Origin of the sequence: Ancylobacter sp. IITR112 (assembly GCF_041415945.1) — a bacterium.
Lineage (GTDB): Bacteria > Pseudomonadota > Alphaproteobacteria > Rhizobiales > Xanthobacteraceae > Ancylobacter.
Genome location: NZ_JBGCUS010000001.1, coordinates 1,282,002 through 1,297,141, shown reverse-complemented (window position 1 = coordinate 1,297,141; position 15,140 = coordinate 1,282,002). Strand labels below are relative to the sequence as shown.

Sequence of the window (15,140 nt, the reverse complement as noted above, 5' to 3'; positions counted from 1 at the left end):
ACAGGGAGGAACCCATGGCCTACGATCCCGCCAACATCTTCGCCAAGATCCTGCGCGGCGAGATTCCCGCCTACAAGATCCATGAGGACGATCACGTTCTCGCCTTCCTCGACATCATGCCCCGCGCGGCGGGGCACGCGCTTGTCATCCCTAAGGCGCCGGCCCGTAACCTGCTGGATGTGGCGCAGGGCGACCTCTCCGCCGTCATGGCGGTGGCACAGCGAATCGCGCAGGCGCAGATGAAGGCATTCGCCGCAGAAGGCATCACCGTGACCCAGCACAATGAGAAGGCCGGCGGTCAGGAGGTTTTCCATCTCCATGTCCACGTCATCCCGCGCCATGTGGGCGTGGAACTGCGCGCACCGCTTTCCTACAAGGAGACCCCCGAGGTGCTGGCGGCGCAGGCGGAAAAGCTGCGGGCCGCGCTCAGGGATTGATCCCGAGCCACCAGGCGCCCGCCACCAGAACCGCTTCGGCGGTGAGCACGCCGGCGAGCACCGAGCGCCGCACCGCCAGGAAACCGGCGATGCCGCTCGCCACGGCGCCGATGCGAAGCGCGAGCGGCAAGGCGACCAGTGCGCCGCTCGGCACCAGCAGCAGGCGCGCGACCACGGCCGCGAGCAGCGCGGTCGCCACCGCCTGCACCCACTGCATCCACACGCTCTCAGCGTCGATGCGGCGTCCGAACAGCACGCCCAGCACGCGCCAGACCTCATTCGGCAGAAAGCCGATGAAGATCACCAGCAGCATGGCGCCAGCCTCCGTGGAATGAAGGCTCATGCCTGTCGCCCGGGCAGATGGCGGGCAAGAAAGAAGGCCAGCGTGCCCCCGCCCACGCCGGCCCAGAACAGGTCCAGCCCGCCGGGCGAATTGGCGACCAGGGGGGAGATGGCGGCCCCCAGGCCGATGGCCAGCCAGTCGACCGCCTGCCGGGCGTTGCGCACCAGCAAGATCGCGAAGGAGATCGGCGTCAGCAGCAGCAGCGCCACCGCCAGCGGGCCCGGCAGGGCGCCGGTGAGGAAGTAGCCAAGAGCCGTGCCGGCCATGCTGAGTACCGTCAGGCCGAAGCCGAGGCCGGCCGCGTAGCCGGGCCGCCCGTCTGGCGCCACCTTCGGCAGGAGGCGGAAGCCCTCGACCCAGACCGTCATGGCGACGAAATGCGCGCAGAGCAGTTCCCAACCGAGACGCGGCCGGGGGCCGCGCATCAGCGGCATCAGCGAGACCACCATGGGCAGCAGCCGCACGCCGGAGAGGCAGACGGCGACGGCGAGCGCCGGGAGCGACGCTCCGGTGGCCAATCCGCCGACCAGGATCACCTGCGCCGGCAGCGCCCAGACCAGCAGCGTCGACAACAGGCCGGCACCGATGGGAAAGCCGAGATCATGCAGCAAGCCGCCAAATCCGATGAAGGTCGCGAGCAGAACCAGGCCGGGCGTGGATATGGCGCCTCGCATCCCGCGCGCAAACCAGCGCGCCGAACCGGCGGGGTCGAGAGATCGGGAATCCGGGGACGGCATCATGTGAACTCGCCACGGCGTTCTGCGGCGCCGCCCCCCGGGCGTCAAGCGAAACGATGGGTGGGCGCCGCATGGCTGCCATGAGCCAGCGCGCGCCACCGCAAGCCTCGCGCGGCACCCCACCAAGCGCGTCGAAAACGAAACCGCCCGCGACGAAATCGCGGGCGGTTGCTTTGTTCCCGTTACCTCGGCGCCGCGGTCACGCCTTGACCAGCGGCACCTTCGGCACTTTCGAACTGCCCGGCCGGGCGCGGCGCGCCGTTGCCGGCCCCGCCTTCTTCGCCTTGGTGGCCGGTGCCTTGCGGCGCGGCGCCCGCTTTTCCTCCGGCGGCTCGATCTTTTCCGGCTTGGGCGTCACCGGACCTTCGGGGAACTCGAAGGCCAGCGCAGTCTCGCCGTCATCGTCGGTCTGCAGCACCACACGGACATGACCGCCATTGCGCAGCTTCCCGAACAGCACCTCATCCGCCAGCGGCTTCTTGATGTGCTCCTGGATCACCCGGCCCATCGGCCGGGCGCCCATCTGCTGGTCGTAGCCACGCTCCACCAGCCAGGCGGTTGCCTCGTCCGACAGCTCGATGGTGACGTTGCGATCCGCGAGCTGAGCTTCGAGCTGCAGCACGAACTTCTCCACCACCAGCGCGATGATCTCGTTGGTGAGGTGGGCGAACGGGATGATCGCATCGAGGCGGTTGCGAAACTCCGGCGCGAACAGACGGTTGATCGCCTCCACATCGTCCCCCTCACGCTTCGAGCGGGTGAAGCCGAAGGCGGACTTCGACAGATCGGCGGCGCCCGCATTGGTCGTCATGATGAGAATGACGTTACGGAAATCCACCTGCTTGCCGTTGTGGTCGGTCAGCTTCCCGTGGTCCATTACCTGCAGCAGGATGTTGAACAGGTCGGGATGCGCCTTCTCGATCTCGTCGAGCAGCAACACGCAATGCGGGTGCTGGTCGATGCCATCCGTGAGCAGGCCGCCCTGGTCGAAGCCGACATAGCCCGGAGGCGCGCCGATCAACCGCGAGATCGTGTGCCGCTCCATATATTCGGACATGTCGAAGCGCAGCAGTTCCACGCCGAGGCTGGAAGCGAGTTGCTTGGCAACCTCGGTCTTGCCCACGCCCGTCGGGCCCGAGAACAGATAGGAACCGATCGGCTTTTCCGGCTCGCGCAGACCCGCCCGCGCCAGCTTGATCGCCGAGGCCAGCGCCTCGATCGCCTTGTCCTGGCCGTAGACCACGCGCTTGAGCGTCGTCTCCAGCGCCGAGAGGATTTCCGTGTCCGACTTCGAGACGGATTTCGGCGGGATGCGGGCGATCGTAGCGATGGTCGCCTCGATCTCCTTCACGCCGATCGTCTTCTTCCGCCGGCCCTCGGGCAGCAGCATCTGCGCCGCGCCCGACTCGTCGATGATGTCGATCGCCTTGTCCGGCAGCTTGCGGTCGTGAATGTAGCGTGCGGAAAGTTCGACCGCCGCCTTGATGGCGTCGTTAGTGTAGCGCAGCCGGTGGTAATCCTCGAAATAGGGCTTCAGACCCTTGAGGATCTCGATCGCGTCCGGGACGGTCGGCTCCGGCACGTCGATCTTCTGGAAGCGGCGGACCAGCGCGCGGTCCTTCTCGAAGTACTGCCGGTACTCCTTGTAGGTGGTCGAGCCGATGCAGCGCAACGTGCCTGCGGCAAGAGCGGGCTTGAGCAGATTGGAGGCATCCATCGCCCCGCCGGAGGTCGCGCCGGCGCCGATCACTGTATGGATCTCGTCGATGAACATGATGGCGTCGGGATAGGCCTCGATCTCCTTGACGACCTGCTTGAGGCGTTCCTCGAAATCGCCCCGGTAGCGGGTGCCGGCGAGCAGCGCGCCCATGTCGAGCGAGAAGACCGTGGCTTTGGCGAGGACATCGGGCACCTCGCCAGCGACGATGCGGCGCGCCAGACCTTCCGCTATGGCAGTCTTGCCGACGCCGGGGTCGCCCACGAAAAGCGGGTTGTTCTTGGAGCGGCGGCAGAGCACCTGAATGGTGCGCTGGATTTCGCTGTCGCGGCCGATCAGCGGGTCGATCTTGCCCTCGCGCGCCTTCTTGTTGAGGTTCACGCAATAGGCGTCGAGCGCATCGGCCTTCTTCTTGGTGTCCTCCCCGGTCTTCGTCTCCGTCTCCTCCTCGGCGCCGCGGACGGGTCGACTTTCCGACATGCCGGCGCGCTTGGCGATGCCGTGGCTGATGTAGTTGACCGCATCATAGCGGGTCATGTCCTGCTCCTGCAGGAAATAGGCCGCATGGCTCTCGCGCTCGGCGAAAATGGCGACCAGCACATTGGCGCCGGTCACTTCCTCGCGGCCCGAGGACTGCACATGGATGACGGCGCGCTGAATGACGCGCTGAAAACCGGCCGTCGGCTTGGAGTCCTCGCCAGCGTCCTGAACAAGATTATCGAGCTCGGTGTCGATATATTCGACCAGATTGCGGCGCAGCTTGTCGATGTCGACATTGCAGGCCCGCATCACCGCCGCAGAATCCTGGTCGTCCACCAGGGACAGAAGCAGGTGCTCCAGCGTCGCGTATTCGTGGTGGCGTTCATTGGCGAGCGCGAGGGCCCTGTGCAGCGACTGCTCGAGGCTTCGGGAGAAGGTGGGCATCGGGACCTCTTCGTTTAGCCGTCGCGGGGCGTCACTTTTTCTCCATGACGCACTGCAAAGGATGCTGGTGCTTGCGCGCGAAGTCCATCACCTGCGTGACCTTTGTCTCGGCCACTTCGTAGGTGAAGATACCGCACTCCCCCACGCCATGCTGATGCACATGCAGCATGATCTGGGTGGCTTCCTCCCGGTCCTTGCTGAAAAAGTGCTCCAGCACATGCACGACGAACTCCATTGGCGTGTAGTCGTCGTTGACCAGGAGCACCCGGTAGAGATTGGGCCGCTTGACCTGCGGCTTGGTGCGCGTGATGACCGCCGTGCCGGGCGCGTTGTCTCCCCGGCGGCGACGTTCGTCGTCGGCCATCATGATCTCACGCGGCGGAACATAGGCGTGGTCGGTCATTCATGCTTTCTCCAACCGGCGAACCGGCCTTTGTCAGCTATAATATGTATGCCCCCCCGCTCACGCCAGAGGGGCGGGCGGAACCGACTGTCGCATTCCGGTGACAATTCCATGAGGCCGGAGCCCTGAGCACCCCCCCGCAGCCCCGCAACCGCCCGCAGACTGGCCGTTCAGCGCAACGAAAAAAGGCCCGACGCAGCGGCCGAGCCTTTTGAAAATACCGGATCAGCCCGAACTCCCGTTCCGCGCCGCCCGCCCCGGACACTTGTCCGGGGTATGCCGTGTCAGGAGGGCTCAGCCGCCCACGTCACTTGGTGACGGAGGTCTTGGCGAGCACGCTCTCATACGGCTTGTAGGTTTCCTTGGCGAGATCGGCGTAGAGTTCGCCCATCTTGGTCGCCTGGGCGACGAAGCTCTCATAGGCACTCTTGAAATAGTCGGACTGAATCTCGACCGCCTTGTCGAGGGTCTTCGCCCCGAACAGCTTTTCAGCCGCGGCCGTGCCTTCCTCGAAGGACTTCTTCGAGTAGTCCGCCACCTCGACCGCAATGGTCTGGACACCCTTCGACACGGTGCCGAAGCTCTTGACCGCGAGTTCGAGATTGTCCTTGCCGACCTTCTGGATGTCGTCAAAATTCTGCAGCATGAGCCCGCTCCTGTGGTGTTCCGTCACGCGCCGCCGATCCGCTGCACGTGCCCGCCCGGGAATTCTCCCTTAAATTCAGATAATGCACCGCACCAAAAGCGTCAAGAAATTTGTGCGCCGCAACAAGACGCTGCGACACGCAGGCCCCGCACCATCTTCACGCCATATCAACAGGGTTGATGGGCCGTCTTTACGACTCTGTAACCCTGCGCTTTTTAAGCTTTGGGAAGTGATGGTTCGGCAGGGTTCCTTAACGGTCGGAGCCTTCGCAGGGGCAGCAACGCTTCCCCGCAGCGGCCTCCTGCCTGACGAATGGGTTGTGTTCCGGCACCTGTGCCGGCAGCGAGTAGCGGGACGAACAGATGCGGGTTCCGAAGATGGTCGGCACCACTTTCATGCGTGCCGCCGTGGCGGTTTTGGCAGTTTCACTTCTCGGCGCCGGCGTCGCGGAAGCCGCGGCCAAGAAGAAGAAGACCGTCCGCTCAAAGTCGGCGGTAACACGCACCGTTGCGAGCACCGGCACCTGGCAGCGCGGCTATTCGCACATTGTGGTCGACGCCAATACCGGGCGCGTGCTTGACGCCGACAATGCCGACTCGCTGCGCCACCCCGCCTCCGTCACCAAGGTGATGACGCTCTATCTGCTGTTCGAGCAGCTTGAGAGCGGCCGCATGCGGCTCAACACCCCGCTTCGCGTTTCCTCTTACGCCGCTGCGCAGCAACCCTCCAAGCTGGGCGTGAAGGCCGGTTCGACGATTGTGGTCGAGGATGCGATCAAGGCCCTGATCACGCGCTCCGCCAATGATGTCGCCGTCGTCATTGCCGAAAACATTTCCGGTAGTTCGTCCTCCTTTGCCAGCCTGATGACCCGCCGCGCCCGGCAGCTCGGCATGTCGCGCACGGTGTTCAAAAATCCGAACGGCCTGCCCAGCACCGAGCAGGTCACCACCGCCCGCGATCTCGCCACGCTCGGCCGCGCCATTCAGGAGCGTTTCCCGAAATATTACGGCTATTTCGAAATCCGCAGCTTCCAGTATCGCGGCGTCGCCATCCGCAACCACAACCGCCTGCTCGGTCGTGTGGATGGCGTGGACGGCATCAAGACCGGCTATACCAACGCTTCCGGCTTCAACCTGCTGACCAGCGTCAAGAAGAACGGGCGCTATGTCATCGCCGTGGTGATGGGCGGCTCCAGCGCCGCCTCGCGCGACAACCGCATGGTGGAGCTGATCAACGAGAATCTCGGCAAGGCGCAGGCCGGCCGCCAATTGGTGGCCCGCATGAGCAGCCCGCCGCCCGGCGCCTCGGCCGACGACGCCATCGCCCCAGTCGCGCTGGCGGACGAAGCCCCGGCCGCGCCCAAGACCATTCCGGTGCCGACCAGCAGTCCGCGCGTCGCCATGGCCTCCATGGTCGCCGATCCGGCGGTAACCGCCTCGATCCCGACGCCCGCACCCTCCCCGGCCCGTCCGCCTCAGGCCGTGGCGAGCGCGCCGGCCGCCGAAGCGCCGCCCGTTGGCTCTGTCGCCCCCATCGTGCCGGTGGCCGTCAAGACGGTGGCCGTGGCGCGTCCGAGCCAGCCGGTGGCCGGATTCAGCAACCAGCCCGGCATTCTCGGCACGCTGTCCTTCACCAATAACGGTTTCATTTCGGACGCCTCCGAAGCCCCGGCCGCGGCGCCGGCCCAGCGGGCAATCCGCCAGCAGGTTCAGGTGGCGAGCGCCGGGCCCATCGACATTCCCCGCCAGGATGCCGAGACTGCCGAACAGGCTGCCGCCCCGCGCGCGGGCTGGGCGATCCAGATCGGCGCCTTCGGCTCCGAGGCCGATGCCCGCGCCCAGATCGCCAAGGCGCAGAAGAAGGCCGGCCGCGTTCTCGCCAAGGCGGACGCCTATACGGAACAGGCTGTGAAGGGCTCCACCCGCATTGTGCGCGCCCGTTTCGCCGGCTTCGACGCCGAATCCGCCGCCCGTGCCGCCTGTGCGACCCTGAAGCGCAGCGACTTCGGTTGCATGGTGTTTCGCAACTAATCCGGGGGGATGAGGTCAATGGCGGTCGAGCAGGACATCCTTCGCTTCGTTTACCCGGGCAGCGAGATAGTTCGACCCGCCCTGGTCGGGATGGAGTTTCTTCATAAGGGAACGGTGAGCCTGGCGGATCTCGTCCGCCCCCGTCCCCGGCTCAAGCCCCAGGATCTGGTAGGCCTCCTCTTCCGTCATCGCACCGCGGCGCGGCGGGTCAGCGCGCCGCCTGCCCGCATGTCCGTCCACGTTCTCACGCCAGCCGGGCGACCGGCGGTCAAGATAAGCTTCGAGTAGCTGGCGGCTCTCGGTATCGACATCGAGCGCGAGGCGGGCAAGGCTCGGAACATCGAGGGCATCGAGCGCGGCACCGGCCAGCGGTCCGTTGATCACCTTGCCGCCGAGCCGGCCGCTGTCATGGTCGAGTTCCATGTCCAGAAACGCCGTTCGCACGGCGGACGTTCGCCCTTCACGAGGCTCGCTCCGCCCGGAGCTGAACACCTTGCGAAGGTCCCAGCCGAACAGCGACAGGCCGAAAATACCGAGCGGCAGCGCCGTTTCGAGATGGCCGCGCATGCCGAGAAAGCCTGCTATGAGAATGAGCGCCCCGCCCCCTACCCGTCGCCCGAGTTGGGCGAGAACCGCCGGGTTGGCACGGCCAAACGCCTTCAGAGCGTAATAGAGCAGCGCGACGATCGCCGCTCCGATCAGCAGATTGATCATCGCGTGTCCTGCATGGCGGAAATCAGCCGTCGCGCCCCCGGCGACGCCCCGGCCAGCGCCGCGAGGGCCTTAGCCCCGCCGGCGGCATAGGAGGCAGCGGCGCGCAACAACGCCCGCAGCTCCGCGGAAGCGCCGGCATCGAAGCGGCAAAAGGCGCCCTTGGTCAGGCGCGCAATCTCGCGGAAGGCGCGTTCGGCGGCGGGATCGCCCCCTTCCTGGAACATGAAGGCGGGCACGCCCCGCAGCGCCAGCGGACCGGCCTCGGCGCAGAGCGCGTCGATATTCTCTTCCATCGCGTCGCCGACGAAGACCAGCGCCCCGACGGGCCCCGTGGCAGCCTGCCCGGCAGCATGGTTCAACACCCGGCCGATCTGGGTCCGCCCGCCCTGGCATTGGATGCGCGCCATCAGCGCCCCCAGCTTCTTCCCGTCGCTCATCCAGGGTGAGGCGCGGCATTCGCCGAGGCCGCGATAATAGACGAGTTGCATGTCCAGCCCGCCGATGCGGGCCGCCTCCTCGAACATTTCCGCTTGCAAGGCACAGGCGAGATCCCAGGTCGCTTCCCGGCTCATCGTTGCGTCGAGGCCGAAGATCAGCCGGCCCCTCCGCTCGGCGGCGAGCGGGGCGCGACGCTCCAGTTCCGCGAGGAAGGCAGCCGTATCGGCGGAAGGCCGAGCCGGCTGCGTTGAAGCGCGGTTCGTCGGTGTAGTCTTCTCGTGCGCCATGCGGGTTCCCGATGCGGATTCGCGGCGAGTGTAGCGGCGGAGCGGGCGTGCCGAACAGCCCGCTCGCCAAGGCTTGACCGGCGAATCCTTGGCACGGACGCAAGTGGACCGTCCTGATTGACCCCGGTGCCGGCTCTGCTAGCTTCCGCCGCCCGATGACAGGGATGTTCGAGATGACCGAGACCCGTGCCCTGCGCAGCGTCCACACCGTCGCCGCGCTGCGCGACCAGATCAGGCACTGGCGGGCGCATGGGGAGCGCATTGCCCTGGTGCCCACCATGGGCGCGCTGCATAGCGGCCATGTCGCCCTGATGCAGGCAGCCCGCGAAAAGGCTGATCGGGTGGTGGTGACGATTTTCGTCAATCCCACCCAGTTCGCCCCGACGGAAGATCTCTCGCGCTACCCGCGAACGCTTGAGGCCGATCTCGACAAGGCCGACGCGGCGGGGGTGGCGCTGGCCTTTGTGCCCGATGTCGCGGCGATGTATCCCGCAGGCTTCTGCACCACCATCAGTTTGACGGGACCGGCGCTGGGTCTCGAAACCGATTTTCGCCCCACTCATTTTGCTGGTGTCGCCACCGTGGTCGCCAAGCTGCTGATCCAGGCGCTTCCCGATGTCGCGCTGTTCGGGGAGAAGGACTACCAGCAGCTTCAGGTCATCAGCCGGCTCGCCCGCGATCTCGATCTGCCGGTCGACATTGTCGGCGTTCCCACCCTGCGCGAACCCGACGGCCTCGCCCTTTCCTCGCGCAACATCTATCTGTCCCCGGCCGACCGGGCAGCCGCGCCGGCGCTGCATCAGGCGCTCAGTCGCGCCGCACAACGCATCTCCCGCGAGACCGTGATTGCCCCGGCGATCGACGAGGCCCGCGCCGCCGTTACGACGGCCGGCTTCGCACTGGATTATCTGGAGGCCCGTCACGCCGAGACACTGGCGCCGATCGCGTCGACGGCGGAGGGGCCGGTCCGCCTGCTCGTCGCGGCGCGGATCGGTACCACCCGCCTCATCGACAATGTCGCGGTCCCGGCCTAGCGTTTTCGAACGAAGCGGATACCGGTCCGCGTGGAGAAAACCGGTAAGAGCAAAATCCTTTCACCGTGTCCGTGAAGCAGTGAAAGTATCGAGCCGGCATTAAGCGATCGTTACGTAAGCGATCGCCATTCCGATGATGACGAGGCCCAACCCGACACCCAGCACATAACGCATCGGCTTCACTTCGGCCGCCTGGCGCTCCTGGGTTTCGGCCTTCACCACCACCTCGCCATTTTCGACCACGCGGCGATCATCCGCGTCGACATGGGTCATTCCTTCGGGGTTCGTCTGGCTCATGGCAGCATCCTTTCGCGTGTTCCTTTGGGAACAACGTTCGAAAGCGGCTTGGGGTCCATCAGCCGTCAGAGAAGCCCGAGCGCGCGCAACTCCCGCCGCAGATCGTCCGGCAGCGCGCGAGCGTCGCCCGTCGGGGCGAGGTCCGGCGGCGCCTCGCCGGCCGAAAGGTAGCGCCATCCCTGGAAGGGCCGGTTCGGCCGTGGCTCGACCCGATGCACCGTCGGATCGAGCACAAGATGGCAACGCCGGACACCGTCACCATCCACGAAAGGTCGGATGCCGGTGAGCAACTGCCGGCAGGCGACCTCCCCCTTGATCACCCAGTAGAGCGAGCCCCCCTGCAGCAGTTCGGCGGTGCGGGTCGGCACCATGCGCGTAGTGTGGACCTGCTCAGCCACCTGTCGGCGCGCCACCTTGTCAGCAAGCGATTCGGCGATCCAGGCTTCGAGATCTTCGACGGAGACGGCGCCGACGCACAGTTTCAACAGGTGGAGCGGCATGGCAGGGTCCGGATGCGGGCCTCGGTCTATACCCGTTTCACCACCGGCCAGTCGACCTCGTCTTCCGCCAGCGTGCCGGTCTCCTGCAGCGCCGCCTGTTTCCACGCCACAAAGGCGGGGTGGGCGTGGATCGCCTCGACATAGGCGGCGGCGACCGGATCGACCTCGATGGCATAGGTGCGCAGACGCGTCGCCACTGGCGCGTACATCGCATCGGCACCGGAGAAGGCGCCGAACAGAAAGTCGCCCCCGGCGCCGAACCGCGCCCGGGCCTCGCCCCAGCGACGCAGGATGCGGCGCACATCCTTCAGCGCCTCATCGGGAAAGGCGCGAGGCTCGACCGGACGCCAGAGATTCATCGGCGCCACGCTACGCAACGCGCCGAAGCCATTGTGCATTTCCGTGGCGAACGAACGGGCATAGGCACGGGCGGCGGGCGCGGCCGGCCAGATCCCCTTGTCGGGGAATCGTTCGGCGAGATGCTCCAGAATCGCGCTGGATTCCCAAACCACCGCGTCCCCGTCGATCAACACCGGCACCTTGCCGGCGGGAGAAAGGGCGCGGATGCGATCCTTGAAGTCCGGCGCATCGAGAGGCACCAGTTCTTCCTCGAACGGAATGCCCAATGCCGTCATCGCCAGCCAGGGCCGCAGCGACCATGACGAGTAGTTCTTGTTCCCGATGATGAGTTTCATTACCGCGCGCACTCCCTGATCCCGTTGCGGAGGCAGAGTCAGACATTTGATGCGGCGGTGCAAACGCAGGGAAATGATGGCCGCGATCATTACGGGTGATCGACAGAACGCATGTCCGACACGATAACGGCCCGGCCTTTGCGGGCCGAGCCGTGTCACGCAACATCTATGTCAGCCGTCGAGAGTTCCGGCGTCAGCCGGCGGCGACCTGGGCCGCCTGGAATCCCCCGAACAGGTAGATCAGGGCGATCGCCGTCAGGAAAGCAGCCACAGCCCAACGGGCAACTCCCCAACAGGAGCGCTCGGGAATGGAATTCATGATGATCCTCGGAACGTCACGTTCACCGCGATGCGCCAACCGACCATCGGTGTAAGGGCGCGATCTGAAACACTATTTAATAAATCGTTACGACGTTCGCAACCGCGAAATTGCCACATTCCGCCGCGGCGCATGCAGAACTGCCCTGCCCGGCCTGCATGGCCAGCCCCCTCGACAAGGCGGGCATTGACCGGTTGAAAGCCCGCTTCATGACGGGCACGCTCGCGGCGGCGCAACAGCGCGCGGGAACGGCCGGAAAATGCGGGACCATGATGCTCGGCTTCACCTCGACTGACGCGATCGCCGTCTCGGCCTTTTGTCTCGCCTGGGTCGCCTATCACGTGGTGATGGAGGGAAGCTGGGCGGAACGGCGCACGCTGAACCGGCGGATGGATGCCTATCGCCACCAGTGGATGCTGCAGATGCTGGCGCGGGAGAACCGCATCGTCGATGCGCAGATCATCGCGGCCCTGCAGAATGGCACCGCCTTCTTCGCCTCGACCTCTCTGCTGGCGATCGGCGCGTCGCTGGCGGTGCTGCAGTCGACCGAGGCGGTGATGGCGCTGTTCCGCGACCTGCCTTTCGGCCCCCAGAACCGCACAAGCTGGGAATTGAAGACGCTCGGCCTGACGCTGATCTTCGCCAATGCCTTCTTCAAATTCGCCTGGGCCTATCGCTTGTTCAACTACTCGACCATCCTGCTCGGCTCGACACCGCCGCCATCCGAGGCGGGAACGCCGCAGGCCCAGGCCCATGTGGTCAAACTGGCGCGGATGGCGACCATCGCCGGGCGGCACTTCAATCGCGGGCAGCGCGCCTTCTTCTTCGCCATCGCCTATCTCGGCTGGTACATCAATGGCTGGGCGCTGATGGCCGCAACCTTCGCCATCTTCCTCGTGATGATCAACCGGCAATTGGGCCGGGATTCGCAGTGGGTACTCGACAATGACGGATAGCTCTTCCCGCCCCTCCGAAGAGGCTGTCGAGGCGGCGATCCTGTCGGTCGCCGGCCAGCCCGGCGCGGCGAAGACGGTCACGCCGGAAGAGATCGCCCGCAGCGTCGCCACCGGACCCGACTGGCAGAGCCTGCTCCCCTCGGTGCGGCGCGGCGCCCTGCGGCTCGCCGAGGCCGGCCGTCTGATCCTCTATCGCAAGGGCAAGCCGGTGACGCCGGCGGAGCTGCGCGGCGTCTACCGGCTCGGGCTGCCGCCGGAGGCCTGATCCGGCAGCGGGGCGGGAAACGGGCTGCCGATGCGGCCGGTCAGGTAGTACACGGCCAGCCCGAGCCATTCATGCACGGCGAGGTCGAAAGCGTTCAAGCCATAGGCAACGGACCGGAACAGACGCCAGCGGTCTGACGGGCCGGCGGTACGGTAGTCGACGGGATAGGCGATGACGGGAAAACCGGCACGACGGAACACGCCCACTGCCCGCGGCATATGGAAGGCGGAGGTCACGAGCAGCCAGTTTTCGTCGGGCCGCGGCTGAACCAATTGCTTGGCGAATCGCGCGTTTTCCGCGGTGTTGCGGGCCAGAGGCTCGAACATGACCCGATCCTCCGGCAGGCCGATCTGCGGCAGCGCCAGGCGGACCACGCTCGCTTCACCGAGCCTCCGGTCCTCCGGGCCGCCGCCGGTGAAGACGACGCGCGCGTGCGGATAGCGGCGCGCCAGTTCCCCCATGGCCAGCACGCGCTCGGCCGAATCGGCGAAAGAGGGCTGGCCGCGCGCGGCGGTGATGCGCGCCTGTTCGCCTCCGCCCAGCACGATGATCCCGTCGATCCGGCGCCCATCCTCGACGTAAGCGGGAAAGCGCGATTCGAGCGGCAGGAGCAGCATGCGCGCCAGCGGGCTCAGGCCGAACAGGAGCAGCCCACCCACGCCAAGCGCCACCAGGGTCGCGCCGGCCGATGGCCAGCGCAGCCAGACGATGAGGCCGGCCGCCGCGAGCACGGTGAGAAAGGTCGAGGGAACGGCGACCAGCCAGATGGCCTTGGACAGGGTGTAAAACAACGGTGCCCCTCACTCTGCCGCGCCGCAACAGCGGCGCCTCTGTCGGTCGGCCATCAGAACCACAGTGACGCGATGCCGAGAAACGCGAAGAAGCCGACCACATCGGTAATGGTCGTCACGAACGGGCCGGACGCCACCGCTGGATCGACCTTAAGCCGGTCCAGCGCCAGCGGCACCAGAATGCCGCCAAGGGCTGCGGCCGCGAGATTGATGATCATGGCAAGGGCGATGACGAAGCCGAGATCGGCAAGCCCGAAACGGGCGAATACCACGGCCGCCATGATGACAGCGAACACGACACCGTTGAACAGCCCGACCAGCAGTTCGCGCGCGATCACCCGGCGGGCATTGCTGGCCCGGAGTTCGCGCGTGGCGAGCGCGCGCACCGCCACGGTCATCGTCTGCGTGGCGGCATTGCCGCCCTGGCTGGCGACAATCGGCATCAGCACGGCAAGCGCCACCATGCGCTGCAGCTCTCCTTCGAAGAGCGCGATGACGAAGGAGGCGATGTTGGCGGCAATCAGGTTCAGCAGCAGCCAAGAAAACCGGCTGCGGGCGATATACCAGAAGCTGTCGGACAGTTCTTCGTCACCAGCCACGCCGCCCAACGCCTTTAAGTCCTCGTCGGCCTCTTCCTGGATCACGTCGACAATGTCGTCGACGGTGAGCACGCCGACGAGACGGCCGGCCTCATCGACGACCGGGGCGGAAATGAGATTGTAGCGCTCGAACACGCGCGCCACATCCTCCTGGTCGTCTGTGGCATTGACGACGTGGCGGTCCGGCGTGACCACATCCCCCAGTTTGGCGCCGCGCTTGGTGCGCAGGAGACGGTCGAGCGGGACCGACCCGTCGAGCCGATAGGTGGCGTCGACGACGAACACCTCGAAAAAGGTCTCCGGCAACCCCTCGGTCTCGCCGATATAGTCCAGCGTCTGGCCGACGGTCCAATAAGGCGGCAGCGCGATGAACTCCGTCTGCATGCGCCGGCCGGCGCTTTCCTCGGGATAGTCGAGGCTGCGCTGCAGCGCCGCGCGCTCCGGGATGGAGAGGTTGGAGAGAATCTCCTGCTTGTCGGCATCGTCAAGGTCTTCGAGAATGTAGACCGCGTCGTCAGAATCGAGGTCGCGCATGCCCTCGACGACGGTCTGCGTCGGCAGCGCCTCCAGAATCTGGACGCGCGCAGTCTCATCAAGCTCGGTCAGGGCGGTGAAGTCGAAATCGCTGCCCAGCAGTTCGATCAGCTTCGGCCGGTCCGCCGCCGGCAGCGCTTCCAGCAGGCGCGCCACGTCGGTTTCATGCAGGTCGCGCAGGATAGCGCGCAGCGCCTCCACATCGGCGGCATCAATGGCACCGACCACCGCCTCGACGAAACCGGGCGCCTCAGTCGGATCGCTGTCGTGTTCCGGTCCGCGCAACGGGGTGGCGAGATCGGCCTCTTCGCGCATGCCCTACTCCGGAGCGGGTGTGTCAGGGGAAGGAACGGCTCGGCCCGCAGCGGAAACGATGCGCGTTCACATGTAAGTTGGTGTTACTGAAGAGTCGGCTGGGGGACAATTCCCCAAGCCGCTTGCGGTTTCGCGCTACCGGAACTTTGTTGAAGGAGC

The 15,140-nt window shown here is 66.1% G+C and carries 18 protein-coding genes; 5 read left to right on the top strand and 13 right to left on the bottom strand.

Translation table 11 applies throughout. The features are described from left to right. Positions 1-14 precede the first annotated feature (14 nt). Positions 15-437 carry an HIT family protein gene (locus tag AAC979_RS05910; protein WP_371345896.1) on the top strand — a complete coding sequence of 141 codons (423 nt, stop codon included), beginning with the start codon at positions 15-17 and terminating at the stop codon, positions 435-437. On the opposite strand, the gene AAC979_RS05905 is transcribed toward AAC979_RS05910, so the two are convergent. The 5 genes from AAC979_RS05905 to AAC979_RS05885 form a co-directional block, all read right to left on the bottom strand. Then, positions 427-780, bottom strand: a complete 354-nt coding sequence (locus tag AAC979_RS05905) for an AzlD domain-containing protein (RefSeq protein ID WP_371345895.1) — start codon at positions 778-780, stop codon at positions 427-429. The genes AAC979_RS05910 and AAC979_RS05905 overlap by 11 nt on opposite strands. Then, entirely contained in the window at positions 777-1,520 is a 744-nt protein-coding gene (locus AAC979_RS05900) for an AzlC family ABC transporter permease (protein ID WP_371345894.1), read from the bottom strand. The genes AAC979_RS05905 and AAC979_RS05900 overlap by 4 nt, the downstream gene beginning before the upstream one ends. 196 nt (positions 1,521-1,716) lie before the next feature. After that, complete coding sequence (gene clpA, locus AAC979_RS05895; protein WP_371345893.1) at positions 1,717-4,158, bottom strand: ATP-dependent Clp protease ATP-binding subunit ClpA; 2,442 nt, start codon at positions 4,156-4,158, stop codon at positions 1,717-1,719. 31 nt (positions 4,159-4,189) lie between these two features. Next, entirely contained in the window at positions 4,190-4,561 is a 372-nt protein-coding gene (gene clpS / locus AAC979_RS05890) for an ATP-dependent Clp protease adapter ClpS (RefSeq protein WP_371345892.1), read from the bottom strand. A 307-nt stretch (positions 4,562-4,868) separates the two neighbouring features. After that, positions 4,869-5,207, bottom strand: a complete 339-nt coding sequence (locus AAC979_RS05885; RefSeq protein ID WP_371345891.1) for a phasin family protein — start codon at positions 5,205-5,207, stop codon at positions 4,869-4,871. A gap of 362 nt (positions 5,208-5,569) precedes the next feature. Here AAC979_RS05885 and AAC979_RS05880 point away from each other — a divergent pair, with 362 nt between their 5' ends. Further along, positions 5,570-7,237, top strand: coding sequence for an SPOR domain-containing protein (locus AAC979_RS05880; protein WP_371345890.1), 1,668 nt, complete (start codon positions 5,570-5,572; stop codon positions 7,235-7,237). 15 nt (positions 7,238-7,252) lie between these two features. Here the strand turns inward: AAC979_RS05880 and AAC979_RS05875 are convergent, their stop codons facing one another. Beyond that, a complete protein-coding gene (locus AAC979_RS05875; RefSeq protein ID WP_371345889.1) occupies positions 7,253-7,951 on the bottom strand; it encodes a DnaJ domain-containing protein in 699 nt (232 codons plus the stop codon). Then, positions 7,948-8,676: a VWA domain-containing protein gene (locus tag AAC979_RS05870; RefSeq protein WP_371345888.1), complete on the bottom strand. Its 729-nt coding sequence runs from the start codon at positions 8,674-8,676 to the stop codon at positions 7,948-7,950. Before AAC979_RS05870 ends, AAC979_RS05875 begins: the two co-directional genes overlap by 4 nt. Positions 8,677-8,849: 173 nt before the next feature. Between AAC979_RS05870 and panC the strand changes: the two genes are divergently transcribed. Further along, positions 8,850-9,710, top strand: coding sequence for a pantoate--beta-alanine ligase (gene panC / locus AAC979_RS05865; RefSeq protein WP_371345887.1), 861 nt, complete (start codon positions 8,850-8,852; stop codon positions 9,708-9,710). Positions 9,711-9,809: 99 nt separating this feature from the next. Here panC and AAC979_RS05860 read toward each other — a convergent pair whose 3' ends face one another. From AAC979_RS05860 to AAC979_RS05845, 4 genes are all read right to left on the bottom strand, one after another. Next, the gene (locus AAC979_RS05860) at positions 9,810-10,007 is read right to left on the bottom strand and encodes a hypothetical protein (protein ID WP_371345886.1); all 198 of its coding nucleotides are present in this window, start codon (positions 10,005-10,007) and stop codon (positions 9,810-9,812) included. A gap of 65 nt (positions 10,008-10,072) precedes the next feature. Next, positions 10,073-10,507 carry a DUF1489 family protein gene (locus AAC979_RS05855; protein WP_371345885.1) on the bottom strand — a complete coding sequence of 145 codons (435 nt, stop codon included), beginning with the start codon at positions 10,505-10,507 and terminating at the stop codon, positions 10,073-10,075. Between the two features lie 26 nt (positions 10,508-10,533). Further along, the gene (locus AAC979_RS05850; RefSeq protein WP_371345884.1) at positions 10,534-11,202 is read right to left on the bottom strand and encodes a glutathione S-transferase family protein; all 669 of its coding nucleotides are present in this window, start codon (positions 11,200-11,202) and stop codon (positions 10,534-10,536) included. A 193-nt stretch (positions 11,203-11,395) separates the two neighbouring features. After that, a complete protein-coding gene (locus tag AAC979_RS05845; RefSeq protein WP_371345883.1) occupies positions 11,396-11,521 on the bottom strand; it encodes a hypothetical protein in 126 nt (41 codons plus the stop codon). A 272-nt stretch (positions 11,522-11,793) separates the two neighbouring features. On the opposite strand from AAC979_RS05845, the gene AAC979_RS05840 reads away from it, so the two are divergent. Beyond that, positions 11,794-12,477 carry a DUF599 domain-containing protein gene (locus AAC979_RS05840; protein ID WP_371349008.1) on the top strand — a complete coding sequence of 228 codons (684 nt, stop codon included), beginning with the start codon at positions 11,794-11,796 and terminating at the stop codon, positions 12,475-12,477. After that, positions 12,467-12,742 carry a DUF3253 domain-containing protein gene (locus tag AAC979_RS05835; RefSeq protein WP_371345882.1) on the top strand — a complete coding sequence of 92 codons (276 nt, stop codon included), beginning with the start codon at positions 12,467-12,469 and terminating at the stop codon, positions 12,740-12,742. Before AAC979_RS05840 ends, AAC979_RS05835 begins: the two co-directional genes overlap by 11 nt. On the opposite strand, the gene AAC979_RS05830 is transcribed toward AAC979_RS05835, so the two are convergent. Together AAC979_RS05830 and mgtE are read right to left on the bottom strand one after the other, a co-directional pair. Further along, the gene (locus AAC979_RS05830; RefSeq protein WP_371345881.1) at positions 12,712-13,533 is read right to left on the bottom strand and encodes a YdcF family protein; all 822 of its coding nucleotides are present in this window, start codon (positions 13,531-13,533) and stop codon (positions 12,712-12,714) included. The genes AAC979_RS05835 and AAC979_RS05830 overlap by 31 nt on opposite strands. Positions 13,534-13,586: 53 nt before the next feature. Continuing rightward, entirely contained in the window at positions 13,587-14,981 is a 1,395-nt protein-coding gene (gene mgtE, locus AAC979_RS05825) for a magnesium transporter (RefSeq protein WP_371345880.1), read from the bottom strand. Positions 14,982-15,140 lie beyond the last annotated feature (159 nt).